The organism is Stenotrophomonas sp. YJH_SMC_130, assembly GCF_059369035.1.
In genome coordinates this window covers 1-23709 of the sequence record NZ_JCAFSH010000004.1, presented here as the reverse complement: position 1 = coordinate 23709, position 23709 = coordinate 1, and the positions used below count along the sequence as shown (strand labels likewise).

Here is a 23709-nt window from a genome sequence, read left to right as displayed (position 1 = left end):
CTTTGGAGCGGGCGTGGAGGAACGATGGAGATTGCGTGGAGAGGCCGGCCGCGTTCAGCGGCGAGTGTGTACGGGCCATCGGATCTCGAACGAACTTCCTCCGCATTCGTTCAAGCGGCACTGAGCGGTGCCTTGATGGGCGACGGCGATTGCGCGAACCACAGCCAAACCCAACCCGGAACCGCCGCTCTGGCGCGAGCGCGAGAGGTCAGTCCTTTGAAACGCTTCGAAGATTGTTTCCTTCAGGGCCTCGGGTACTCCGGGCCCGCTATCCTGGACCGCGATCATGCACTCGCCATGATCCCGAGCAACCCTGATGCGAAGAGGGCAGGGGGTGGCATGGCGACGAGCATTTTCCAGGAGAGCAAGTGTTGCTTGGCGGATGCGCGAGGGGTCGCAATCAGCGGGCGACAACGGCGCGTCGACCGAGATCGAGAAGCCGCTTTCTCTCAATGAATCGGACATCGCATCTACAACCGCTCTGACTTCTTCGCTGACGTCAACTCGCTGGAGGCGGAGATCAAGATGACCGCTCTCGGCGAGACTGACGACCCGCAGGTCTTCGATGATGCGGGTTAACCCCTCGAGATGGGTCAGCATGTTATCGAATTGTTCCGGCCCTGGCTCGAACACTCCATCGGCCATGCCCTGTACGCGTCCACGCAAAATGGTGATCGGCGTGCGGAGCTCATGCGCAATTGCTGCATTCCAGAACACCCGGTTTCTCGACATCTGACTCAGCTGTTCGGCCATTGAATTGAAATCGCGGACCAGTGCCGCTGCTTCCACCATCGAGCTATCTCCTCCACGAGCTCGCGCGCTCAAGTCGCCGCTGGCGACACTGCGCAGGCTCTCAGCTACGGAATTTAGCGGGGTAATGATGCGACGAGTCAGCCTTGAAGCCACTAGGGTAGCCAGCACGGCCACCACAATCGACGTCAGGGCGATCCAGAGCCACTCGAGTCCCGATGGCGTCATGGAGTCTGGCTCTTGATACCAATTGGGATAGAGCTTCACTATCAAGTAGTACAGGAAGTAAAAGCCGCCAATCGAAAGTATCGCCGACGCGACCGCAGCGATCGTGATTGACAGAGTGATCTGGTGGCCGATGGTCCTGCCAGTGATAGCCATGCTTTACTCCAAGAAGCGGTAACCGACACCGCGGACCGTGGCCGGGATGCCGGTAATCCCGACAGACTCAAGCTTTCGACGCAGTTTGCTGACATGGCTGTCAACCGTGCGCTCCTGTGCCTCGCCTTCGGGTAGGCAAGCGTGCAGCAAACTAACACGACTGTGTACCTGACGCGGTGCGCGAGCCAAGTGTGCCAGCAGGCGAAACTCGGTGTAGGTCAAATCCGGCACCCGCTGCGGCTGATCATCGCGTACAAAGACCTCGTGGCTAAGCAGGTCAATATCCAAAGGCCCTTGGCGGATGACGTCAGTTGGCGAACCTATCTCTCCTGCCTCGGCAACCACGCTGCGGCGAAGAACGGCCTGGACACGGGCAATGACCTCCGCCGGATTGAAGGGCTTGACCACATAGTCATCCGCACCGACCCGCAGACCCGTTAGTTTGTCCACGTCCTGGTCGAGCGCGGTGAGCATGATGACGGGGGTATTGCCACGGCGGCGCAGCTCCGTCAGTACTTGCCAACCGTCGAGCTTCGGCATTTGCACATCCAGCAGGACCAGATCAGGACGCAGTTGACGGTGCAGCGCAAGCGCAGATTCGCCGTCTACAGCACGGGTGCTGCGCAACCCTGAGCGGCTGAGATAAGCACTCAGGATATCCGCGATGTCGCCCTCATCTTCAGCGATCAACACCAATGGCGATCGCGTTTGGCGGTGTGTGTTGTTCATTGAGAATGGCGTTGTTGTGATGAAACAGGCAGTGTGGTGAAAGGGCGTGACCGACGCACGTTCAGTTGCTGTGCCTCCTCCGCAGCCTTGCACTCTGGTGCCAACTGAACTAGTAGACGGCGCAGCTCCGGATCCAGTGGCCTGCCGTCAGAAAGCGCGTGCAGCAGTTGCGCTGAGAGTAAAGCCGGGAGGCGGCCACAACCGGCTTTCGTTGGGGCTGCTATACGCACCTGCAGACTGGTCGCGATTTCCAAGACCGCTTGCACCCGCACCAAGACTATGATCATCACTGACGCGAGCAGCGCACACAGGGTCAAGGTACACAGCCCTTCATGCGCATGTGGACGTGGATCCACGGTCAGCCATGTGGAGAATCCAACCAGCAAGGTCGAACACACTCTCCCGGAACGCACCAGCTTTCTTGGCCCTCCGCCACAGAACCAAACCAAGGCAGTTGCGCCCAGGCCTGCAAATACGGCAAGGCCAGGGGCGGCATCTATTATCAGCCAGCACGCCGTTACAGTGGCGATTACTGCCAGTACGAAAGGAGATGGCGTGCACCACGCAATAAAGGCGCCGCGCACGTCCATCTCGTTCAGCTGGGGCTTGGGCCGGGTCAAGGAAGGCAACCGTAGGAAGGGTGCGTAGCCTATCCGCGTAACATGGAGACTCCATCGAGAATGTGTGGACTTTTCGTGAAGAAAAAGTCTCGTTCAGATTCAAGGCGACTCTTGATGATAACTAGGGCCTCAACCGTTCTACCTTCTCGACATCAGGCGGCGATCTCTGGCACGACGCCAACTAACGGCTGCCCCACTCGTGAAGCCGCTGGGCCCGCGTCACGGCCGTCCAGCCCCCCTGCTGTTCAGCATATTGTCGCTCCTCGGGTGCCGTGCTTGAATTCCCGGACGCCACTCCACGGAGTCCCCATGGTCGTTTCCTTCAACTATCGAAAGATGCGCTTGGAATCGGCAGGGGCGCTTACCGCAGCGGTTCTTGCCATGCAGCCATGGCCGGTTGTAGCAATCGAGTCGCCCCACGTGGTGGTGGATGTGGCCTACAACCCATCACTGGATCTATTCAACCTGCTCGACAACCTGCCCGATTGGTTGTCCGGATACACTTCCTCGGTCTACCAAAAGGAGTGGCAACAACGCTTCGGCCTTGGGGAGCGGGACCGACAGTTGTTGGCGGGCTATGCGGCATTCCGCCGTCGCACCTCGCCGTTGGGACGGGATCACCAAGTGAAGGTCGCTCCAGCCGGCCGGTTGTTCGCCGGGCCCGACACCCGCGATGGCGATCCCTACGCCAGCCATTTCCTGGCGGCACAATCGTTCGATGCGGCCGTCAGGGAGGCCATTGCCAGCCAGAACAGTAGTGACCAGGCATTGCTGCGGCAGTACTACGCGCGCTTTGCTCCGCGTGCCCGTCAGCTGCTGGCAGGACAGACGCAGTTCCATGCTCAGAAAAGCGAGCTCGCGCGGCAGCTTGCGTCTGACCCGGTTGGTGAGCTTGCGGATCAGATGAAGGCCTTTTTCAAGGTGACTTCTCCGCCTACCTTCCAAGTGCGCTTCCTGTGGTGGCCGGAGGCGGCGCAGACCCAAGCAAAGCTGCGCGGCGGCTACATTTTCCTATTCTCGACGTCCGATGCCGAGGAGGACTGGGCGCCGATTGTGATGCATGAGTACAGCCACTTTCTTTCCTCTGAGCAGCCGCCGGCGCAGCGGCAGTTGTTGGCCGAAACCTTTGCAGCGTTGTGCCCGGAGGCGCTGACGCTCCGGAACCCGTTGAATGCTCTTGAGGAGCCACTGGCGGTCTATTGGGGCCAGTACCGATTCGAGTATCAGGTGCGTGGTGGCATGCTGTCGCCTGAGTCCTCCTGGTACATCCAGCCACATGTAGACCGGGCAGCGAAGGCGCTCGCGGCAGCGTTCCCGGCAGCAGGTCTTGCGCCACGGCTGCAGCCCGGTCCGTTGTTGAAGGCGGCGGCATCCGTCTGTGCTGAGGCCCGGGCAGGGATAGCGCCGAAGGCTGGATTTCAGCAGTGATCATGCGCAAGATTAGTCGCGGCGCCATCAGGGTGGACAGTAACGCGACAACAAACGCGGTCAGAGCGATCTAAAGCCATTCATTCGACTGCTATGGCCCCCTTGCTTCTGGACATTTCGCCCTGCTTGCGCAACTGCGCGAAGACCTGCCATCCGTCCGCCTTGGGCATCTGCACGTCTAGAAGAACTCAGCTCGGGCGCGGCAGGCGATGCAAGGCTGGCGGGTTTAAAAGTTTAGGAAGATTTATCGAGGGTAGGGCGGGCGGCGTACGGCGAGGAGCAATTAAGAACAGGGTGCTCTTCCAATCCATACGAGGTGCTCTGACATGCCTGACAGTACGCCCGCCGCGATGAGTCCTCTAAGCAATCCGATCCTAGTGTGCCCTTCGACAAGATGCAGCCTTGGGGCATATGGGGCAAGGACTCCACCCAGAAGGATAGGAGGCCTTATCCAAGTACGCTCGCACTCCCAACTCAAGCGGACGTCGGCGCGCACATCGACGCAGTTCCAGCCCTGGGTGGCAAAAGCGTTGACTCGCGCCGCCACACTATCGAACCAATCCTGGAAATCCCGCCACACCGTACAGACAACAACTTCCTCGGCAGGGACACGATCCAGCTGCCACTCGATGCGACTGATGTCGAGGTGTCCATATTGCTTCTGGAAGGCGCAGTTTCGTCCGTGGTCTGCATAAACTTGGATGAGGATGTCCTCAGGAGTGGACGGAAGTGCCTGGCGTAGCGCATCGAGTTCAATCCTGCCTGATTCGGCGTAGCTCAGATTCATGAGCGAGGAGAAGAGCATTTCGACCACATCTCTCAAATTAGTTCTAAACATGGCGTTGGCGCCAGCGGAGCCAAATGTCAGGTCACGAACCTTCCACCGCCTTCCGTGAGACCGTCGTTAGCTGATTTCGAAGTAGCGCCTCTTCGACAAGGAACCAAGGAACCCTATCTGGAAAGAGGAGTGCAGTAGCCACGACAGCGAGCCGCTGGACGGGATCAGAAGGGGAACTAGATACATCTACTGCAGACAAGTGCGCTATTCGAAATACATCTCGGCCAATCTCAAACGTAGAATTTTTACCCTTTGAAATTCTCTCAGCTGAGAATTCAGCCCAAGCATCAGTAACGAAGAGAACGCCGGCAGCTCCGTCGAGCTGCCAAAGATACGGATCAAAGACGTCATCCAGATTCGCAGCGTGGCCTAGCCGCAGAACCACCGCTAATGCTTCACATGGATTCGCCACACCTTCAAAGAGTGACTCCTCCGTACAGTCCTGTATGGAAGTCAGGCAGCTCAAGGCAGCCTTCCCATCTAGAGAACTCGCGGCGATCCTCGATCGAGAGTCGGTTAAGGAGGAGAAATAGTAGCCAAGTGCCTCCTCCGCTAGATCCTGATTCCCGGTCAATAGGAGCATCGAAACAGCCACAGCAATGAGGGGTGCTTGCTCCTCGCATACGACAGTCATACATGCCGGATATGCCTTCAAGAGTTCTTCAACGCATGCAGCGAAACTCGCCACACTCTCCGGCCCTGCTGCCTCACCGTATACAATAAGCGGCAATGCAGTCCAAGCCATCAGGGCAGATATTCTTATTGGGTGGTTGAATAGATCTGCCGGTCCGCCCCCTGGATGGCGGAGCATGGCCAGCCTGTCTTCGGACACTATGCTCTTTACACTCAGTTGTGCTGAGCAGCATTCCGCCACCAAGTCGTCACACACATCGCGGGAAAGCTGATAGCACTCCGCCTCATGCAACCACGGCAGGAGAGCCGCAAGCATCGCCGCACAAACTTCCGATCTAAGCATGGCCTCGCTGCTTCCGACTATTCGAGAACAGGTGGCTTCGTAGTATGTCCTAGCGAGCATACCCCTTCGACTGCCATCTGAGCCAAATGCTTTGAGGCATGCGCCAAGCCCATCAACGAAAGTCCTGGGCTCCCAAACCTCGGGAAGAGTATAGTGAATCTTCCACAAATCTGATATTTCGCGCTGCGCAGGCTGATCGCATGCATCGCCCGCCGTCTTCAACGCCTGCCGCAGCTCGCTATCATTCAAAGAGTAGTTCGGATTGATGCAGAACTGCGGTGGACCGTAGAGGTTCAGACCCCACATTACAGGGCTCTGTCCAATCACTCTCAAGCTCTCGTGAATTCTTCTGCCGACCTCCAACAAATCCAGAGTTTGGCTATCGTCTCGAAGAAATTTCTCCCCTGTTATGTACGACACGAGTGCTTGAGTTGCAAACCCTCCTTCGGCAGTCTCCTTGGCAACCTGATTGCTCGCAGATGCAGCAAACAACGTGATACCAGGTGTGCCGACCTCCCCGTACAAGGTTCCCTTGAGGAGAACGTTGAGGTCTTCTATTAGGCCACCACTTTCACAGGCATCTATCACGATGTTTGTCTGAGCGGGTTTGGCTTCATTGATGTAACGAAACAAGTCCCCCAACGACAACGATGTTACAGAGAGCGCACCAATTCGTGTATCGCGCAGGCAAATGAAAAAGCTCCCGTTCGCCACCTTGCCGTGCCCGGCGAAGTAGATGGTCAGTACGTCGAGCTTCGGGCCATCAAAAAGGAGCTCTTTCAGAGCCAGCCGAACGACGTCGGTGCACGGAGAACGAAGTAGAGTTGATCGATCCGCATCATAGAATGGGACGTTTGCGCTCAAAAGTGCGTTGAAAACCCTATCGGCATCCCTCTCTGCCCCCGAGAGAGGAGTTACATGATCATAGGAGTCACATCCAATTGCCAGAAGAGCTCTCATTCTCACTCTCCCCCGTAGCTCACGAAACGTGCCTTTCGTTCAATTTCACGCTGGAGAGGGGCCTGAATCTTCCTTTCTTTTAGTTCTTCAAATCTCTTCCTGAAATCATCCGACGCTGACTCCAAGGCATGGAGCATTCTAATGGCTACTTCTTTGCCCGCATGAAGAGCAGGGAGTTGTACGTTGCCAAATCTGTCGGCGCCGAATTCGATCTTGTCGATGGTCTCGTAGAATGTCTCCGCCAAGGACGCTTGCGAACTCGCTGAGACCACGTTACCTGAGGACTCACAAGTTTCGCTAAGCAGCCCATAGACACTTCCTGCGAGCTGCGCCTCCATATCTTCTGCAGCCCGACGCATAGCGGATGCTAGGCTCTCAACGTTGTGATCCGCGATGTCGTCGAGGCTAGTTTGTATCTCTGTCGAGTGGACCTTGAAAGAATCGTCATCCGATCTCTCGCTCGCACTCCAGAGTCTCCATCCGGCGCCGTGTCGTAAGTGGTGCACGTTCTTGCCAGATACAAATTTCTGCGTTGCCTCGTGGTGCGCTTCTGCCAACCTTTGAGTGAACGCGTCCATGAACTCCTTGGCGCCGCGCGTCATGGAAAAATAAAATCTACTCATAAGTTTGTCCGATGAGAAGTTTGCATCACTGAATGATCGCTCGCCTCAGTCTTCAAGTAGCCGAGCACCTGGGTTTGCTGCAGCACCACCAGCTTGAAAGTACCCCAGAACGCTTGACACTGACCGGTGCTCGGTCAGCTGCATGATTGCCGGCAGGGCAACACCCTGGCGGCTGGCCTCGGTCACGAACCCCGAGCGCAGGCTATGCCCGCCAAAATCGCCCTCCAGTCCGGCCAGGCGAGCCCGCCGCTGGACAATCTCACCCACAGCCGCCGGGGACAAGGCAGGGCCAACCCGCTGTTTCCAGAGCCGCCGGAAGATCGCCCCTTCGATGATCCCGGCTGCGTCCAGCCAGTCCTGCAGGGCGAGGGCGGCCCGATCGAGCACCGGCTTGTCCGGGGTCGAGGTCGCCGTAACCCCGGCCTGCTGGGTCTTACTGTGCTCCAGCCGGTAGATATAGCCCGCCTCGCCAATCCGGCGCAGGTCGCGCAGGTCGGCAGCGGCGATCTCGCTGCGCCGGCGGCCGCCACTAGCGAACCCGAAGCAGAGTAGGGCGCGATCCCGAATTCCTTCCAGGCTGTCGTCACAGGTGGCCAACATGGCCTCCAGCTCGGCCAAGGTGATCGCAGTCTTCTTGCGCGGGCGCTCGCCGCGTTTGACCGCGGCCCGCGCCGCGCGGCTGAGCACGGTGCGAATTGCAGGCTGCTCGCAGGGATTGGCCACGTGCTTGAGTCGGTGCGCGGTGGACAGCACGGCAACGCGATGGCGCACGGTGGCCAAGGTCCACGGGCCGACCTTGGCTTTGAGGCCGGCGGCCACCAAGGCCTGGTCGACGGCTGGTGGAAGTTCCCAGGCCAATTCGCCATCAGCCGACCGGCGCTGCACATGGTCGACCACGAACTGCAGCACGATGGCTTCGGGTACCGGCAAGGCCAACTCGATGCCGTAGCGCGCCACGTGCCAGCCGGCCCAGTAGCGCAGAGCGCTGCTGTAGCTGCGGGTGGTGTTCTCGGCTGCGGCTTCGGCCAGCAGCTCGCGGACCGCATCGGAAGCCTGTTGGGCCAGCTGTTCGGGCAGTGCTAGGCAGGTGGCCGTCGCGGCAAGTGCGGGAATTGTAGAAATATCTTTCATACTATGTAATGTACGCTACGCTTAGCCGATCGTACCCGCGATAATCATCACTTATCGCGCGTACGCTACCAGCAGAGTAGGGCGCCAGTAAAGGAGACTTCGCATGGCCCGGGGCATCACTGAATCTGACGTCCATAGCGCCGCCGACGAATTGGTCGGCAAGGGCGAACGCCCAACCGTCGAGCGGATCCGGGCTCACCTGGGGACAGGCTCGCCGAACACCGTGACCCGCTGGCTGGAGACGTGGTGGAAGCGACTTGGCACGCGCCTGCAGCCAGCGCGTCCGGACCTGGAAGATGCACCAGCGGTGTTAGCAGAACTCGCCGGACAATGGTGGGAGCTAGCGTTGAGTCATGCCCGGGAGGCCGCCCATCGAGAGCTTGCAGCGGCTGAGCAGTCACTGGCCGCCCGGCGTGATGCACTGGAGGCAAAATCCCGGCTTGTAGCTGACGAGCTGACGCAAATGCGCTCAGAGCGCGACGATGCTCTCACAGGAGAGAGGATTGCCGCTACGCAAGCTGCAGAGCTACAGCGATTGGTTGACCAGCTCCGTCTGCAGATGTCAGAGCTTGTAGAGCAGCGGGATGTCGAGCTTCGAAGAGCCGATCGAAATGAAGCATCGAGACAGCAACTCGACGCCAGGCTTCATGAGGCGCTAGAAACGGCGAAATCTGAGCGAGAAGACTGGGCCGAGTACACCAGATCTGTCGAGAATCGGGCGCTCAGCGATGTTGATCGCGCCCGACAGGAGGTGAAAGAACTCCAGGTGCAGCTAAGCAAGGCATCCGAGCAACACAGGGCTCTTGAGAAGCAGCTGCGCCAGGATATCCAGACCGCCCAAGCAGCGGCCGCCACGGCCAGTCAGTCTGCCGATATCCTGCGTGGCAGATGTGACGCGCTCGAGGGACAACTTTCAGGGCTTCGAGATTTGCCAGCTCAGCTGGAAGTTGCATTCAAGCGATCCAAAGAAGTTCGCATCGCTGCTGATGTTAGGCCGAAACGCAAGCGGCCGAAGCAATGAGCGCGCTGAAGTAGCACTTTTACTTGGAAGGCTCGCCTCCAGAAGGCGAGCCGAATCACCTCGGTTACTGCAGTCGAGCCTAGTGGACGCCAACTAATGGCGCTACTTACTTGATGGAGGCGCCAACTTCAGAGAAGTAGCACTAATACGTTGAGCGGCGTAACAACTTTAATTGGGTCGGCTCCAGCCATTGCCACGCCGAGGACACGAACGCGGCCACGGCCCGATACAGCAGTTCGCATAATGTATACGCCCTCTTCACAGCGGAGGGGGCGCAAGCGAGCGGGGTATGGCCGTAGGCGCCCATACGTCACTGCCGAGCAGTTCCGTGATGCCCGGATTTTCTCCGGGCTCACCCGCCTGGACGCCGCCGAGATGCTCGGGGTGTCCCTTCGCACCATCGGTAGCTGGGAGCTTGGCCGGTCCAGGCCGTCTTGGGCCGCCTTCAAGCTCCTGCGTTTCCTCAAGCATGGCGCTTTCATTGATCCGGCATGGGCTGGCTACGCGGTCGTCCGTGGCCGCCTGATCACGCCCGAGAACCATGCGATCGAGCCTCACGATATGGCCTGGCTGTCGCTGCTGGTGCGGCGCTCGCGGGCGTTCTCCGACCTGTTGAAACAGCGGCAAGGGCAGGCGGCCGACGCCGGCGCTCGCGCCGGTGCGGCCGCTGACCTCGGTCAATTTTCATCCGTTCGGGGAGCCTCAGATGGGGCGCCCAGCAGCGGCCGCGAAGCGGCCGCTGCGCTGGGCTTGTCTCTATATAGGACAAGTGACAAGTATTTTCCCGCCCAAGTGGCTCGGGCCCTACTGCTGACTGGCGATGCCAGTCTTGTGGGGGTCATTGACAGTGGGGCCAAAGTGGGGCCAAAGTGGCCCCATGAAAAAGCCCAAGCCCGAAGTACAGAAGTTCAACCTGAGGATGCCTGTGGATCTGATGGAACGTGCCCAGGAGCAGGCCTCGGTGATGGGGGTCTCACTCAACGCGTTTATCCTGATGGCCCTGTCGGATTTCGTGCGCCGGATCGACCAGCAGGCACGAGCGTCGACGGATGCCGAAGCGGAATCGATCATCGGGGCGCCGATCAAGCCAGCCCCCAAGCCGAGGGCCAGCCGTGCCAGCACTGCGAAGGCGACAGCGTCGAAGCCGGTGGAACCGCCAATGCCACGCGTTGGCCGCAACGAACCGTGCCCGTGCGGCTCGGGCCGCAAGGCCAAGCACTGCCATCCGGCGTACTGCTGAGCTCCGGGGGTGCAGCATGATGCTGACCTTCCGCGACGGCCTTGAATGGGTCCAGCCGCAGTCGGCGGCGTACCCGTCGCCGAAGGCCTGCTGCTACTTCAGCGAGCGCGAATTGCTCGGGCTGGCCCTTGATTCCTACAGGGCAGCTTTGCGTGGTCTATCTCCGCCTGCAGGTGAGCCATGGTCGCTCGAAGGGTCAGCCTGGGCTGGCCCTGAGTCGTTTGTTGAGGGGCTGGCGTTGGAGCTGGTCACCCGGTTGCGTCGGCGCGCCTATCTCACTGGCCACATGATTCCGGCTCAGGAATGGTCGCCTGACGATGCACGGGGGGCGGGGGGAACCCCCGCGGATATGGCGCATGGATGCGCCGCTGTTGACGCGGTTGGACCCGCGCAAGGTGCGTGTCTGCCGCACCGAAAACGCCCGGCCTCTAACGCATTGATTTTAGAAGATATGGATGGGGTGAGCTTAGCCTCTTCCTGGCAGCTTCCGTCCACCAAAGATGCCCGATATTTCCGGAAGTCCACCAAAGATGCCCGATATTCCCGGAAGTTCACCAAAGACGCCCGGCATTTCCAGAAGTACATAAATAACGCCCAACAGTTCCGGAAGCCCATAAAACACGCCCACGACTGCCGGGGGTTCATTAGAATTGCCAATTAGCCCACGCGGCGGCAAAGCCTCCCCTTGTGTTGCGTACTCGCATGAAGGCTACTGCCGTTCGCAGTCCGGCACGAGACAGTGCCGTTGCCCCAATGATGGCAAAAATTGCTAAGAACTGCCTGCCTTAGGATTTCTGCTGGATTCTAGCTGTTTTTCGAGGTGTCACCCAGGCGACCCGGACTTCTCTCAAGGAACGGGCGGAACCCTGAAGCTCGATGACCGGATACCCACCTGAAGGCAGTACATCCTTCGGATTCAGCTTGAACACCCTTGCAAGCGTCAACGCCAAGCCTTCCTCATAAGCGGTTGCCAGAACCCACACAAGCGCGTCGACCAAGGCGGATCTTCCCTTAATGCTGTCCAATACCGAAGCGACGATTACGGAAGGGGACCTATCCGGCTTGTCGTTCGCGATACCAAAGGCCGCAGCGGCCAGCTCCAGCGCTGTGCCGCACGCTAACGTTACCATCGGGTCGACAACCGAGAGATTGAGCCAAGTCGCGCCGCTGGCAGAAACACCATAGGGAGCTAGGAACGACTCGTGCCGCTCTACCTCAGTGGGTCCTTGGGTGTCGTAGTGCGTTGAGCGGAAGCTCAGGACAGATAGGCCTTCAAGTCCGACCCTGGCGCATGCCGCTGCAGTGGCCCGCGTCAAAGCATCGTAGGCCATCAATGGGAGCGGAGCGCACATGAGGCCCGAGTTGCCGCCAATCATTGCCCAGCCCCAGAACGCCCCTGGCTCCGGATCGTCAGCGGATGGCTGGAAAGCCTCATACCTTACGTGAGCATTGCCATCGTCCTGGTGGACGGGCGGCATAGGAGTCGTTCTATCAATCAGGCGCGCCAGAGCTGAAGGCCAGCTTTGCGCATCACTGGGGAAGTGAATCACTCGGCCTGCCCGCTGGCGTGATGCCCAATGAAGGTAGTCATCCACCCACTGCGACACTTCACGAGCGGGAAATTGCCTGACGTCCAGTAGCGCTGTGTGGGCGTCGATTGGCTGAAATCCACAAGTACAAGTCCCGAGACCACCGGAGTGGTCAAAACTGGTGCCCAGCGTCCTTCCGCATGCCTCGCAGTGGCTGATGAGCTTCTCGCCATGCCAAGGGCACGCAGAGATGGAAGGAAGGAGAAATAGTGAACAATGGTAGCCGTGAAGTGCGCATGCGGGGCACCGCATATATGGAAGCTCACTACCCGCGAGAAGTCGAAGTGATTGAACTGGAAGCCACGCGGCCGGATTCCATAGATTCTTCGTTGTGACGTCACGGACTTCGATGGCTGACGCAAAAGCATCCTGCACCCGGCCCGGCAGAAGCAAAGGGCGGAGCATGGAGCGCCCAGTCTTACGCCTCACCCCCATGATCATGAGTTGCTCACTTGTTGGCATGCCCAGTGCAACGATCCGCTGCAGCACGCCGTAGCCCGATATGTATGGATAGAACTCATGCTCTGCGCCGACAATCCGAGGCGTAGAAGGATTTACGGCGCGAGAGCTATTCATTGCTTCCCCCTACCTGGTTTGCCGTATTCTGTATCTTCTCAATGATGGCGATTGCCTTGTCGGACATCTTCTCGCGCATGCGAATGAACTCGGTTCGCAGGTACCCGACATGCACAAGCGCAGCACGGACGTCAGATGGAGTGAAGCGTTCGAAACTCTGCTGAAACCAAGCGTTCGTTAGCAGATTCCGCACGGTCGATGTGAAGGAGCACATCGGCCAGCCACTATGTTCGGGAAGTCCCACCTCCCTCCGGAGGGCGGACACAGCATCGCAAATCATCTCCGTTTCAGATTCCAGCCGCCATCCGCGATCAAATGCGTCGGTGGCGAAGTATCTAGAAAATGGCATGTCCTCTGTCGGCCACCATGCTGCGCCGTCGTAGCGCGACAGGGCATGCCTGACCTCATCTCGCGCCGCAAGAGGAAGAAATGGGGCTGAGTCCAGAAACCACCGGCGAACAACATGTGACGGATGGTGCTGCCACATGTCGCCAAGCTCGATGCCCTGCTGGTCACTTTGGTACACAAAGACCAAAAAGAGAGTAAGCCTGTCCTTGCTCATCAAGTTATCAAGATCTTCTAAGCACTGAAACTCAAGATTGGTGAGCCGTTGAGCACTGTCGATGAACAATACGTACCTGCGTACGTCGGCGTGCCCACACGCGGCGCGCATGTGATTGTGTATTCGTGCCCTCAGCTCGTGAGGCCTGGCCGATGACCAGCGCGGCATTCCCAGTTGATGTGAAAGCGCGTGCCAGAAGCTCAGCGGGCTCCTGCATGCATCTGAGGTTGCGACGATTGCCCTGGCCACACCTGCGCGGCGTCCGTCCTCCACGAGCCAGCGCCAGTCGGTTTCGACTAGATAGTCTTGCGCCGTGGATTTGCCAACCCCGCTCTCTGAATAAAGAGAGCACCCATGATGACCCTGCTGAATGTTGTACAGAACGAAATCCGCCATGCGTTCGACAGGCTTCGTGTTGATACGGTAGCCAGACTCAATGAAAAGTGGATGGTCGGGGTCAAGGCGACGGACGGCCATGATGGCCTCCGCAAGGTCCGATCTAGTCATCAAGATTCACCTTGCCTCCCCGGGGGACTCTTACCGGGATGTGAGCTGGCTGGGACCGAATGTCGGGCAGACGGCCGAAGTGCAACTGCTGCAAGCGCGCAAGTTGGTCGACTGCGGGTTGGGACGTGTCTGCAGTAGATCGAAGATGCGCTATGAAGGCTTCAATTGCACACTCCACGCCAGCGATTGAGAAATCACTGCGCTGTTTGGACCAACGACAGATGATCCTTCGCGTCCTCTCGTCATGCGGCGCGCGCGACCAAGGCGCTCGCGCGGTAGCCACTCCGAATGGCACGGTGGCACTTTGAAGTAGCACGATTGAACGAAGATCGCGCCTATTCACGCGCGCAAGAATCCTGGTGCCAATCAGTCCCCATTTATCGTTAAGGGAAGGGGATCGGTAGTCCGCATACAAGTAGGTGACATGGGGCAACTCCCCATTATCCTTGTTGCCTTTTACGGGCAGGCTTACGATTGTCGAAGCCATATCTGCAGCATCCAGGCCACAGGTTTCCGGCGCAAACGCAAACGCTGACTCTTTGCGATTCGTGAGATACGCTAGCGGCGTCATCTGTCCGAGTGCGGAGTGAGGCGTCGCGTTGTAGTTGGCTATGATGACGTCCAGGAGCTCCTCGAGAAGGTGCATCTGGATGGGATGGGCATCCGGAGAGAAGTTGCTGATCCTGATCTTGTTTTCCCCCAGCCGTTTGGCGGGCTCAAAACCGCCGGGGATCTTACGCAGCGCACCACGTTCCAAGCGCGAGAAGAATTGCTCTACAATGGGTCGTGAGCGCGGTGTGTGCGACTTTCCGAAGATCATCACACCTCCCCGAGCCCTGCAGAATGCTGCTTCGAGTGCATGGGCCGAGTGCGCAAGGAAGTTGTCCAGTGCGACAGCGGCCGAGCGCGTGACTATCGGCGTTGCTGCCTGATAGACGGGCATTCCAGCGCCAGGTGCGTAGAAGAGGTCCGGGATCGTCAGGTCCCTGGGAGCCCAGGGTTCCATTGACTTGGACAAGCAGAGCGCTACATCAAGATTGTCATAGCTCTGGCCGACACAGAGAAGCCATCCCGTTACCGCCCTGGATTCAGTCTCTATTTCGATGAGAAGCCATAGCCGTGACACTTTGCGCGTAACACGCGCGCCATTGGGCATATCGATGGAGATCTTGCATTCAACATCGATTTGGTGCGCGTCAAACTCCGTTCTGGCGAACAGGCCCATCCGTACTGCTTGCTCCAAAGCGACAGGAGCGTTCGATGCCGATTGAGGTTCATAAAGGTCCACGTCGGCTACTGCCGACTGCCGCCGCTTGAGCAAAGCAAGCAGCGAGCGCTTCCCCTTGCCAGGATCGTTCAGGGGGAATTTGTCCTCCAGGTTGTGCTGCTTCAGCTCCGCAAGGACTCGTTGGTGCAATTTTACGAACGCGCTTGGAGGGCGGCCCGGCGGCAGATGGGTTGCAAAGCCATCGATCAAGGCTTTAACACTCGGCACAGCTTCGGAGACTTTGTGCCACGCAAATCTTCCTGGAACCAGCGGCAATTCCGCGGGTTCGAAGGAAAGCTCAGTCGAGTAACTGCCCCATGGAATGCATACGCGAAATCCGTGCGGCATGCCATCGTGGGCTATCGTGGGCGCTTTCATTGCCATGCGCTTCAGGCGTTTGTGGCAGATTCCATATCTCCGGGATATAGCGGTGATGGTGGAACGGCCCAGAAGCAAGGCGGTGAGTGCTTCCTTAGCCACGCGGAACTTGGAGAGATGATCTGGTGCAATATCAACCGGATGTGGGGAGTACCACTCGTCGAGTGTCGCCTGATCATAGATTTCGTACCTAGCCATGACGCACCTCCACGAGGGCATCCGGATCCCCTGGGCGATAGTCCACGAGTTGTACGCGGCCGGTGTAGACGAGGCTTGCCACTGCGCAAGCCACTGCGAACCGGGCCTGGCCCGTCTGCAGTTGTAATGCGCTCATGGTGAGGCGCTCAACGTTCTGGAGCATGTCCTCAATCCTCACTTCCAACTGCCTGGCCCCCGCGATCTTTGCATTGGCCCAGACAAGCGGAAGTAGTTCGTAGGCAACAGCGACCTCGCTGGCGCGAGATGCCAGAGAGTTTTCGTGGACAAGTCGCAATACGAGCCCTTGATTCAAGGCCATGTGGATGAGCTCGTCATCTGCGGGAAGCTTGACTAAGCCAACGCTCAGTGAAGCCACCCGTTTTGTAGGGATTACAAACTGGTAGTGCTGGGTGCCATCCCTCCGCCCGACCCAGAAGCTCAACTCAAGGTCGCGCTTCTCGCCTACCGTGATTCGACGCGGCCTCTCAACATACATCTCCACCTGGGGGTCAAATTCGAGCATCAGCGCCTGGCAAAAGTTGACCAGGTCGGCCACCGTTACGGTCCGCCCATTCTTCGGGGACTGAAATACAAAGATTTCGCGGCGGTCGCGCTTGCCGCGTGCTAGCTCGAGAGGGGAATGGGGCAGATGCCCCTCACGGCGGTCTTCGTCCGTCGGTTTGGCGGTCGCGCTTTTTCCTGCGGTCATCATCCTGCTCCTCAGCCGTCGGCTTGCGAACGTCTGCCCGGTCTCGAGATTGGAACAAGGTGCCCATTCAGGTTCGCCTCCGCCATATGAGATGGGGAGGAAATGGGCGCACCCCTCCGCGCGAACGGGAAGTCGCTTGACTTTGTCAAGGAAAAGGGTGAGCCTCAGGGTACAGGCTGAGTTTCACCACCATCTGCTCCAACAGATGTCACTTGCCCCCGCGCCAACGGGGGCAAGTCATTTCCAGGGTTCGGAGATGTTAGTTTCCGGCTCTTGGTACTCTCCTCGGCGCTCGGCGAGCGCATCTTCGGGGACGTCTTGAGTCTGTTCTTGAAACGCTACAAGCCCGGCCCCTTGAGTTTGGGTTGTGGGGCGTCATTCCTGGTTGGGCTTCAGAGCAGCCGCTTCATCTTGCGGGGTGCCAGATACTGCCGGCGGACTGATTGCGGCCCTCAGCCCAACCATCCAGTCGGCGATGTCCATCGCAAAGGCAAATTTGCCGCGGCGGCCGGGCACTTTGAATATCTTCACGGGCAAGGTTCCGCGTGCCTCTGCTTGGCGGAGCGCGTGGCTGGAGCGATAGCCAAGAGCTCGCGGCAAGTTTTCATAGCCGATGAGAGGCCCGAAATGAAAGGTCAATTCTCTTTCGATCTCACGGCGTTCCGGGGCCAGGATTGATTCGTTGGTCCGCTCCGTCATGGCGTGGTCACACCCCGTCGCTTGTGTCCTCCTGATTCTGCCCCTCTAATACGGATGGTGGAAGGAGTAACAAACTCGCGTTTCGTTACCCATCAAAGGTGAATGGGGAGGGGCACGGCCATGGCGCTCAAAGAGATACCCTTTTACGGCGAGGCGCGACTTGCCCGCATGCGTGCAAGCACGAGCATACTTCCCGCCAACCGAGCCGTGCCGTACTGCCTGCGATCACTCAGTGTCGGATTGTGGTTTGAATGCTTGCGAAGCCGAATGGGCCTATCCAGCGCATACGCGCTCGGACAGTCGATATCCCCGGAGCGTCCCGGCTGCCACTCCAATGTGTGGGTGAAATATGCCCATGCGGAACACGTCCCGTCCCAGGCGACGCAGGCAGCAGCCGAGGCGCGCTATCCCGGCTCCCGCATGGTTCTATGTTCACCGGTCTGGGCCGCTCTGAATGTCCACGAGGCACTTGGCGGTTGTGGAGAATCAATACTCATGTCGCTCAGTGCACCTGTGCAACTGGAAGTGTTCAGCGGAGCGAGCTTGCGAGCCGGCATGTTTGTCCGCCGAGACCGTCGGTTACGAGAGATCACCGAGGGCTTGTGCGGGCTGGGCACTCTGGATAGCCTGGCGGCACTAGTGGTGATGTTGAGGGTCGCCCATGAGCAGGGCAGACGGCATGACTGCTTTGCCTTGGGGCGTGCACTGCACGATTGCCTGCTACTGGTGGGGCAGGATAGTCCCATCCAGCTTATTGCCGAAGAGCTGTTCTGGTACTTCAGCCATTTCGTGCTTCCTTTCACAGGGTGCCGGGGTGTTCGGATTGCATCGTCGCGACGCCGCTTGCTCCTGCAGCATGAGGTTCTCTCCCGCCTCGTACTTGAGCTTGAAGACAGCGGGTTCGACTATCTCCCAGGCATGCGTCACCCGCTCTTGCGGGTAGTCCGCAATCAGCAGCATGCTCCGTCTTCGCGCTTCTTCTCGCCCGGCGTCGGACCCTGCAGCGCAACATCGCGGCAGATGGCGCGGTAGCGCTATCAATACAGAGTCTTGTTGAGACGAGGAGGCATCCAGGATGGTGAGCGCAGAGACTAAAGGCTCGACCGATTACGAAATGAGCCGCTTGTGGTGGGCGGCACGGCTGTCGCAGTCGAGTAGAGGCTCAAGATGATTGCCTATCTTGGTTGGGGGTCGCTGGTATGGCAACCCGACGGTCTACCGGTTCGTGGACAGTGGCTGGCAGACGGGCCAACGGTTTGCGTAGAGTTTTTAAGGCAATCCGGCAATGGACGGCTTACGTTGGTCATGCATGCGGCCGCGTCTGCTGTCACCTCCTTCTGGGTTGAGGCTGGTACCGACGACGAGGGCGACGCCAAGCGAGCCTTGCGTGAGCGGGAAGCCATTCCCTCAAAGAACATGGAGCGACACTTGGGGGTCTGGACACATGGCTGTCCAGCACCGGCGAGTATTCCTGGGCTCGCTGACTGGGCCGCTGCTCGCGGGATTACCACTGTGCTATGGACGGCGCTGCCACCGAAGTTCAACGGGGAAGATCAACGCGTCCCATCAGTGGAAGAAGCAGTTGCCTACCTCGCAAGCCTCTCAGGGCAAACTGCGACGCTCGCAGAAGAGTACGTCCGGCGAGCCCCGCCCCAGATTGACACCGTCTATCGTCGTGAGTTTGCTGCACGTCTAGGCTGGCATCCCCTTCCGAAAGGGAGCTAACTGCGACGTGCGTGTGATAGCCGATGGCCAAACTCCGGCAATGGCCAGCACCGTTTCTCACCTTGGGCCGACTTGGGCCGGAAGGCCCGGCCCTGTCAGCGCTGCCCGGGGCTCCGGCTCAACAACTGGATGAGCAGAAGCCACTTGTGTGTCACTTTGCCGGCGGAGGCAGCACAACGATGAGTGCCATCCATGGGGCGATTGCCAGAACAGTGGCAATGTACGCGTACTTCAAACAGCTGAATTTTGACGAGAGAATCTTGGAATTGCGCCAACATTGACCCAGGAGGTCTTCCTCGAACTCCATCAGCGTACGCTCCGCGCACTTCTGCAAGAACTCGTGCTCGGCCATGCTCGACACCCGTTCAAAGAAGATGAGCGAATTTGACCCGCCTCGCAGTTCCGGAAAATATCCGTACCACAGGTGCCAGAAGCTAACAGTAAGCGGTGTAAGGAACAAAACGCCCGCAACCGAGATCAGGGCCGTTAGTTCATCAAGTTTCGGCAGCCGCGTCGCGATCATGGCAAGCATGCCCAGGTTGATACCCAGGCCGACCGAGAGTTTTGTGTCTACACGGGAGAAGAAGCCCAAGACCAAATTCAGCTGCTGCCAAGCGGCACTAACGCGGTCGCTTTGATTTGGCGGGTGGCCGCCAGAATTTTGAGGTTCTTGCACGGGGTGAGTTCTCTGTCTTGAGGGATACGGTTTGTGTTCGTTTGATGGCAGATCGAAGACCGCAGATGTCCAGCGTTCCGCAGCAGCGCGCTCCTGCAGCCGCACAATCCTCAAGGAAAGCTGTGTCGGCCAGCGCACATCGGTGCTGTTCCAAGATGAAAGTGACCAGGGCCGCAGCGTGGTCGCCACATGCAGTGATCGCACCGTCAGGATCGCGGCCACATGGGCAGACTGGGGGTCTCCCGACCAAGGTTTCAGTGCGCGTCGACACCCGAGCAAGGAGTAGTTTGCCGTGCCAGAGCTCGAGCCTCCGCTTCTGAGGGCGCGAATCCTTGCGGACCATGAACTGCCCCGCGAGCACATCTGCCTTGAATGCCGGACCCAGTCGTTCGGCTGCCTGCTCAGCATTGGCCTGATGCTGCGCAGCACGACCGTGCGCGCGGCCGTTCTCCGCTCCAGGAAAGACCCGGCGGGCGTTCGCGCCGATCTGGTAGGTCAGGTACTGGTAGACCGTGGCCCACCAATGCCTCGCTGCTGCTTCGTCTTGGATCCGGCTCGGATTGTCTTCTCCCCAGCCGAGGCAGAAGCTACGGTCACCGTTGATATGCCGATCGGGACAGAACCCCGGCAGCATGCCGGGGTCGGCGATCTCGCGCACTGAGACGTGCTCGCCTGCAACGGAGACGAGCAATCTAAATGCGTACTCGGCTCCGCCGGCCCGAACCACTGTGATCCCAACCAGCCCCCCGACAGGGTCTACGATCAACGTGGCACCGTAGTCCGGTGCCACGCGCTGCAGCAGCTCCAAAGGCCTTGGCGTCACGTCGCGGCCACATGAGGACGGATCGGCTGCGCGAGCGCAGGAGCCACTGCGGGTGCCACTTCAGCGTAGTGTGCCTCCAGTGTTGCCTTCGCCACGCGGTCCCCGGATGCGGCGAGTTCCTCCACCGCTGCGGCATAGTCTAGGTTCGCCGCCTTTCGCTTGTCGGTAAAGACGGTCCGTATCGCGGCGCTGGCGGCCTTGTAGGCATTTTCACCAATGGCCGTCTCCACACCGTCGCAGAGTCGTTGTTGGGCTTCAGATTCCAACACCGCTCGCCCCGTGGCACACCGCAGAAGGCTCCCCTTCATGCCCAGGCGGGAAATGGCAAGGGGGCCAAGTTCGAAGCCAATGGCCAATCCCAGCTCTGCCACTTCCGCGCCTTCGGCGCTCAGTTGCTCCAGGGCAGTGGAGAAACTGCTGCGCAATGCACCCGCGCACTGGGCAGCGGTGCTGACCGTGTCCTGCGCATCTGTCGTCTGTGACGTGCCCTCCAGCAGCACCCCATGAAGGCAGTCGCCAATAAAACGGACACGACGCCCTCCAAAATCCTCGTGTACGACCGCATCCAGCTCAGAGCGCAATACGTGCAGTGTTCGAACCAGATGTTCGGGATCCTCCTCTAAGTGCTTGTCCACGAAGTCGGTGAATCCGTCAATGTCGGCATAGATCGAAACGCCATCAAATCGCCTTGAGTTCGCCGCGCTGAGCAGGGAGAAGTCCAGATCAGAAAGCGGAGGCGTCGGTCGACTGAACTTGAATTCGCCGATAGGGAGCTCGGCCTGTTCATCTTTCCAGAGTTCGATGATGCGCGACTTGGAAATGCCGAGTGCAGCGGCCTCGACGCATGCGGAAATCTGAGCATCGGTCAGCGAAGTGGTGCGGTCCTTGTTGCCGGTCAAGGTAGGCAGTTCAAGCACGGCACGTGCGCCGTGCGTCAGGTAGATGCCTTCAGCCCCTCCATGCCCGGCACACTTGGCCGCCTGATTGGCTGGGGAGCCTAAGAAAAGAGGTTCTCGGCTGGCGCGACGACCATTGTTGACGGCCAACGCCATCCCGCTGTCAATGCCGACACGAACCTGGGCATTGGGGATGTGCGCGTCCGAGTCGCCCGTTTCAGCCAGCACATCGATGGCGAGCTGGGCGATCGCAACCGCGCGCTCGATCCGGGCGCGTTCGTTGGCATCGCCGTACGGCTTGGTCACAACCGCATGCAGCCGCTGGTTGTGAAAGTCCACACGGATGGCATCACTTTCAACGAGGATGCGATGGACGGCGCGGTAGTGCTGATTCAGGAATCGAAGGGCCCGCTTGTGGCAGGTTTCGCCTTCGATGTCAGTGCAGCTAAGCATGTCCGCCAGATTGACGATGTCGATGTAGACATGCGCCCCTTGGACGCGATAGGCGCGATTGACTGGAATATCCACCAGCGAGGTTTCCCGCTTGTAATCGCGGATGTCCACGTCGCGGACTTCGGCGTAACGGGTGGCAATGCGCTTCTTGGTGCGATCTTTTTTCCAGCTGTGTCCCATCGTGCTACTCCCTGCGCCCAAGAGGAGGCCAGGCCGGGCGGGTCGCGTCGCCTACGGCGTGGCTGGCAGCCGGATTCATTCCAGCTCCTTTGGGCGTATATTGGGACCCAGTTCACACTTTCAAGGGGGCAGTATGGGGACTGGGATCGTCGAGCGCCTCGCGGCGGATGATGGCAGGCGACTGATCGCCGCCTTGGCTGAGTTCCGCCTGCTGGCCGGCTTGGACGCGGCCGCAGCCCAGCTGGCACAGGCCGGGGAATTGCTCGACGTGGGGACAGGGCAGGCCTTTATCACTCAGGGCGCCCCAGAGACCGACGTTTTCTTCATTGTCTCCGGCTCCGTGGACGTGCTGGTCAACGGCAAAGTGGTTAATACCCGAAGGGCTGGGGACCACGTCGGCGAAATGGCAGCCATCGAACCGGCGCAACTGCGGGCGGCAACTGTTACTGCACGCGAGCCGACCGTAGTGCTAAAGGTGCCGGAAATCGATTTCAGCAGGATTGCGGATTCACACCCCGTCATCTGGCGGCGGCTGGCCGCGACCCTTTCGCGCCGTCTAAAAGAGCGCAATCACATGATTACCCAACCTCGCGGACAGGTCCGGGTCTTTGTGATGTCGTCGGTGGAGGCGCTCCCTGTCACGCGGTTGCTGGTACAGCACTTCGAGCACGACCCGTTCCTGACGGTGGTATGGGACCACGGGGTGTTCCGCGCCGCCAACTACACACTTGACGAGCTCGAGCGCCAGCTGGAACAGGCAGACTTTGCCATTGCCGTGGCCCACGCGGATGACATGGTCATCAGCCGCGGTGACGAGTGGCCTGTCATGCGCGACAACGTCGTCTTTGAACTGGGTATGTTCATTGGATTCCTGGGGAGTCGGCGCGCCTTCTTGATGGAGCCGCGCGAAGACAAGCTGAAGCTTCCCAGTGATCTCACGGGGCTCACGACCGTCCCCTACCGATACACCCCTGGCCCGGACGCCCGGGCTTTGATTGCACCGGCATGCGAACAAATTCGCTCCCGCATTCTCGAAGCTGGGCCGAGGGACTGACGGTGGCACTGCTGGAAGAGATGACGGCCGCCGTGCAGGCGATAGCACAAACCCGATGGTCTACACGGAGAGGTCAAGTTGTACCCGATCCAGAAGATCTGCGATTGGGCAATGACGCAGTGGAGTTTGATCGTGCCACTGTTTTGTACGCGGACCTGAACGGCTCAACGAATATGGTCGACACCGAAGCCTGGCAGTTGAGTGCAGAGATCTACAAAGCGTTCCTGCACTGTGCAGCGACGATCATCAGGAAAGAGGGCGGCAAGATCACCTCCTACGACGGAGATCGTGTCATGGGCATCTGGGTGGGTGACCGGCAAGCCACGCCGGCGGCTAAGGCCGGGTTGAAAATCAACTATGCGGTCAAGATGATCGTCATGCCAGCGTTGAAACAGCAGTACCCCGACTGGACAGGTACCGTGAGGCATGTCGTCGGAATCGACAGCAGCCCAATCCGAGCTGCTCGCACGGGTATTCGAGGCGGCAACGACATCGTCAGGGTTGGACGCGCGGCCAATCATGCGGCCAAGCTCACGGACCTGGACCTTGCCCCGTCAACCTGGATTACCGATGAGGTGTTCTGATCTGGCCCCCTGAAAACGGACGCCATGAAGCCGTTTCAGGCGGCAGCCCGGAGCTGCCGGGCGTAGTTGTTAGGCGAGTGGTAGCCCAGCGCCGAGTGTAGCCGGGCTGGATTGTAGAAGCCGTGGATGTAAGCAG

At 59.3% G+C, this 23709-nt stretch carries 20 protein-coding genes and 1 pseudogene; 7 read left to right on the top strand and 14 right to left on the bottom strand.

What is annotated here, in order from left to right; translation table 11 throughout:
* Positions 1-54 precede the first annotated feature (54 nt).
* A complete protein-coding gene (locus AC5P5V_RS08205) occupies positions 55-1131 on the bottom strand; it encodes an ATP-binding protein (protein WP_154350823.1) in 1077 nt (358 codons plus the stop codon).
* Positions 1132-1134: 3 nt separating this feature from the next.
* Positions 1135-1860, bottom strand: a complete 726-nt coding sequence (locus AC5P5V_RS08200; protein WP_111190391.1) for a response regulator — start codon at positions 1858-1860, stop codon at positions 1135-1137.
* 929 nt (positions 1861-2789) lie between these two features.
* Between AC5P5V_RS08200 and AC5P5V_RS08195 the strand changes: the two genes are divergently transcribed.
* Entirely contained in the window at positions 2790-3908 is a 1119-nt protein-coding gene (locus AC5P5V_RS08195; protein ID WP_231352095.1) for a hypothetical protein, read from the top strand.
* 869 nt (positions 3909-4777) lie between these two features.
* Here AC5P5V_RS08195 and AC5P5V_RS08190 read toward each other — a convergent pair.
* Genes AC5P5V_RS08190 through AC5P5V_RS08180 form a run of 3 tightly spaced genes read right to left on the bottom strand, consistent with a single transcriptional unit; the run spans position 4778 to position 8436 of the window.
* Positions 4778-6682, bottom strand: a complete 1905-nt coding sequence (locus AC5P5V_RS08190) for a caspase family protein (protein WP_231352094.1) — start codon at positions 6680-6682, stop codon at positions 4778-4780.
* Between the two features lie 2 nt (positions 6683-6684).
* On the bottom strand, positions 6685-7305 hold the full coding sequence (locus AC5P5V_RS08185) for a hypothetical protein (RefSeq protein WP_231352093.1): 621 nt from the start codon (positions 7303-7305) through the stop codon (positions 6685-6687).
* Positions 7306-7350: 45 nt separating this feature from the next.
* A complete protein-coding gene (locus AC5P5V_RS08180) occupies positions 7351-8436 on the bottom strand; it encodes a site-specific integrase (RefSeq protein WP_134967904.1) in 1086 nt (361 codons plus the stop codon).
* A 103-nt stretch (positions 8437-8539) separates the two neighbouring features.
* Here AC5P5V_RS08180 and AC5P5V_RS08175 point away from each other — a divergent pair, with 103 nt between their 5' ends.
* From AC5P5V_RS08175 to AC5P5V_RS08160, 4 genes and pseudogenes are all read left to right on the top strand, one after another.
* Positions 8540-9457 carry a DNA-binding protein gene (locus AC5P5V_RS08175; RefSeq protein ID WP_134967903.1) on the top strand — a complete coding sequence of 306 codons (918 nt, stop codon included), beginning with the start codon at positions 8540-8542 and terminating at the stop codon, positions 9455-9457.
* Between the two features lie 243 nt (positions 9458-9700).
* Positions 9701-10084 (top strand): annotated as a pseudogene (locus AC5P5V_RS08170) (VC1465 family Xer recombination activation factor); the annotation flags it as partial.
* Positions 10085-10334: 250 nt separating this feature from the next.
* Positions 10335-10697: an SEC-C metal-binding domain-containing protein gene (locus tag AC5P5V_RS08165; RefSeq protein ID WP_197637399.1), complete on the top strand. Its 363-nt coding sequence runs from the start codon at positions 10335-10337 to the stop codon at positions 10695-10697.
* Positions 10698-10713: 16 nt separating this feature from the next.
* The gene (locus tag AC5P5V_RS08160; RefSeq protein WP_134967902.1) at positions 10714-11358 is read left to right on the top strand and encodes a hypothetical protein; all 645 of its coding nucleotides are present in this window, start codon (positions 10714-10716) and stop codon (positions 11356-11358) included.
* A 124-nt stretch (positions 11359-11482) separates the two neighbouring features.
* Here AC5P5V_RS08160 and AC5P5V_RS08155 read toward each other — a convergent pair whose 3' ends face one another.
* From AC5P5V_RS08155 to AC5P5V_RS08115, 9 genes are all read right to left on the bottom strand, one after another.
* Positions 11483-12028, bottom strand: a complete 546-nt coding sequence (locus AC5P5V_RS08155) for a hypothetical protein (protein WP_126412179.1) — start codon at positions 12026-12028, stop codon at positions 11483-11485.
* Between the two features lie 826 nt (positions 12029-12854).
* On the bottom strand, positions 12855-13901 hold the full coding sequence (locus tag AC5P5V_RS08150; RefSeq protein WP_072167141.1) for an ATP-binding protein: 1047 nt from the start codon (positions 13899-13901) through the stop codon (positions 12855-12857).
* 22 nt (positions 13902-13923) lie between these two features.
* Positions 13924-15774: a hypothetical protein gene (locus tag AC5P5V_RS08145; RefSeq protein WP_024956856.1), complete on the bottom strand. Its 1851-nt coding sequence runs from the start codon at positions 15772-15774 to the stop codon at positions 13924-13926.
* Positions 15767-16483: a hypothetical protein gene (locus tag AC5P5V_RS08140; protein ID WP_049401583.1), complete on the bottom strand. Its 717-nt coding sequence runs from the start codon at positions 16481-16483 to the stop codon at positions 15767-15769. The genes AC5P5V_RS08145 and AC5P5V_RS08140 overlap by 8 nt, the downstream gene beginning before the upstream one ends.
* A 375-nt stretch (positions 16484-16858) precedes the next feature.
* On the bottom strand, positions 16859-17182 hold the full coding sequence (locus AC5P5V_RS08135; protein WP_024956858.1) for a hypothetical protein: 324 nt from the start codon (positions 17180-17182) through the stop codon (positions 16859-16861).
* 720 nt (positions 17183-17902) lie between these two features.
* Complete coding sequence (locus tag AC5P5V_RS08130; RefSeq protein ID WP_126412177.1) at positions 17903-18142, bottom strand: hypothetical protein; 240 nt, start codon at positions 18140-18142, stop codon at positions 17903-17905.
* Positions 18143-19058: 916 nt separating this feature from the next.
* Positions 19059-19583, bottom strand: a complete 525-nt coding sequence (locus tag AC5P5V_RS08125; RefSeq protein ID WP_464816522.1) for a Pycsar system effector family protein — start codon at positions 19581-19583, stop codon at positions 19059-19061.
* Complete coding sequence (locus AC5P5V_RS08120) at positions 19528-20310, bottom strand: E2 domain-containing protein (protein WP_369332838.1); 783 nt, start codon at positions 20308-20310, stop codon at positions 19528-19530. Before AC5P5V_RS08120 ends, AC5P5V_RS08125 begins: the two co-directional genes overlap by 56 nt.
* 92 nt (positions 20311-20402) lie before the next feature.
* Positions 20403-21935, bottom strand: coding sequence for an adenylate/guanylate cyclase domain-containing protein (locus tag AC5P5V_RS08115; protein ID WP_043033494.1), 1533 nt, complete (start codon positions 21933-21935; stop codon positions 20403-20405).
* A gap of 133 nt (positions 21936-22068) precedes the next feature.
* Between AC5P5V_RS08115 and AC5P5V_RS08110 the strand changes: the two genes are divergently transcribed.
* Positions 22069-22989 carry a TIR domain-containing protein gene (locus tag AC5P5V_RS08110; RefSeq protein WP_134967901.1) on the top strand — a complete coding sequence of 307 codons (921 nt, stop codon included), beginning with the start codon at positions 22069-22071 and terminating at the stop codon, positions 22987-22989.
* Positions 22990-22991: 2 nt separating this feature from the next.
* Positions 22992-23573, top strand: coding sequence for an adenylate/guanylate cyclase domain-containing protein (locus tag AC5P5V_RS08105; RefSeq protein ID WP_231352092.1), 582 nt, complete (start codon positions 22992-22994; stop codon positions 23571-23573).
* The last annotated feature ends 136 nt before the right edge of the window (positions 23574-23709 follow it).

Bases quoted from the DNA above. Each gene is read 5' to 3' on its own strand.
- AC5P5V_RS08205 (WP_154350823.1), bottom strand. From the start codon at position 1,131: ATGGCTATCACTGGCAGGACCATCGGCCACCAGATCACTCTGTCAATC.
- AC5P5V_RS08200 (WP_111190391.1), bottom strand. From the start codon at position 1,860: ATGAACAACACACACCGCCAAACGCGATCGCCATTGGTGTTGATCGCT.
- AC5P5V_RS08195 (WP_231352095.1), top strand. From the start codon at position 2,790: ATGGTCGTTTCCTTCAACTATCGAAAGATGCGCTTGGAATCGGCAGGG.
- AC5P5V_RS08190 (WP_231352094.1), bottom strand. From the start codon at position 6,682: ATGAGAGCTCTTCTGGCAATTGGATGTGACTCCTATGATCATGTAACT.
- AC5P5V_RS08185 (WP_231352093.1), bottom strand. From the start codon at position 7,305: ATGAGTAGATTTTATTTTTCCATGACGCGCGGCGCCAAGGAGTTCATG.
- AC5P5V_RS08180 (WP_134967904.1), bottom strand. From the start codon at position 8,436: ATGAAAGATATTTCTACAATTCCCGCACTTGCCGCGACGGCCACCTGC.
- AC5P5V_RS08175 (WP_134967903.1), top strand. From the start codon at position 8,540: ATGGCCCGGGGCATCACTGAATCTGACGTCCATAGCGCCGCCGACGAA.
- AC5P5V_RS08165 (WP_197637399.1), top strand. From the start codon at position 10,335: ATGAAAAAGCCCAAGCCCGAAGTACAGAAGTTCAACCTGAGGATGCCT.
- AC5P5V_RS08160 (WP_134967902.1), top strand. From the start codon at position 10,714: ATGATGCTGACCTTCCGCGACGGCCTTGAATGGGTCCAGCCGCAGTCG.
- AC5P5V_RS08155 (WP_126412179.1), bottom strand. From the start codon at position 12,028: ATGGCCTACGATGCTTTGACGCGGGCCACTGCAGCGGCATGCGCCAGG.
- AC5P5V_RS08150 (WP_072167141.1), bottom strand. From the start codon at position 13,901: ATGGCCGTCCGTCGCCTTGACCCCGACCATCCACTTTTCATTGAGTCT.
- AC5P5V_RS08145 (WP_024956856.1), bottom strand. From the start codon at position 15,774: ATGGCTAGGTACGAAATCTATGATCAGGCGACACTCGACGAGTGGTAC.
- AC5P5V_RS08140 (WP_049401583.1), bottom strand. From the start codon at position 16,483: ATGACCGCAGGAAAAAGCGCGACCGCCAAACCGACGGACGAAGACCGC.
- AC5P5V_RS08135 (WP_024956858.1), bottom strand. From the start codon at position 17,182: ATGACGGAGCGGACCAACGAATCAATCCTGGCCCCGGAACGCCGTGAG.
- AC5P5V_RS08130 (WP_126412177.1), bottom strand. From the start codon at position 18,142: ATGCTGCTGATTGCGGACTACCCGCAAGAGCGGGTGACGCATGCCTGG.
- AC5P5V_RS08115 (WP_043033494.1), bottom strand. From the start codon at position 21,935: ATGGGACACAGCTGGAAAAAAGATCGCACCAAGAAGCGCATTGCCACC.
- AC5P5V_RS08110 (WP_134967901.1), top strand. From the start codon at position 22,069: ATGGGGACTGGGATCGTCGAGCGCCTCGCGGCGGATGATGGCAGGCGA.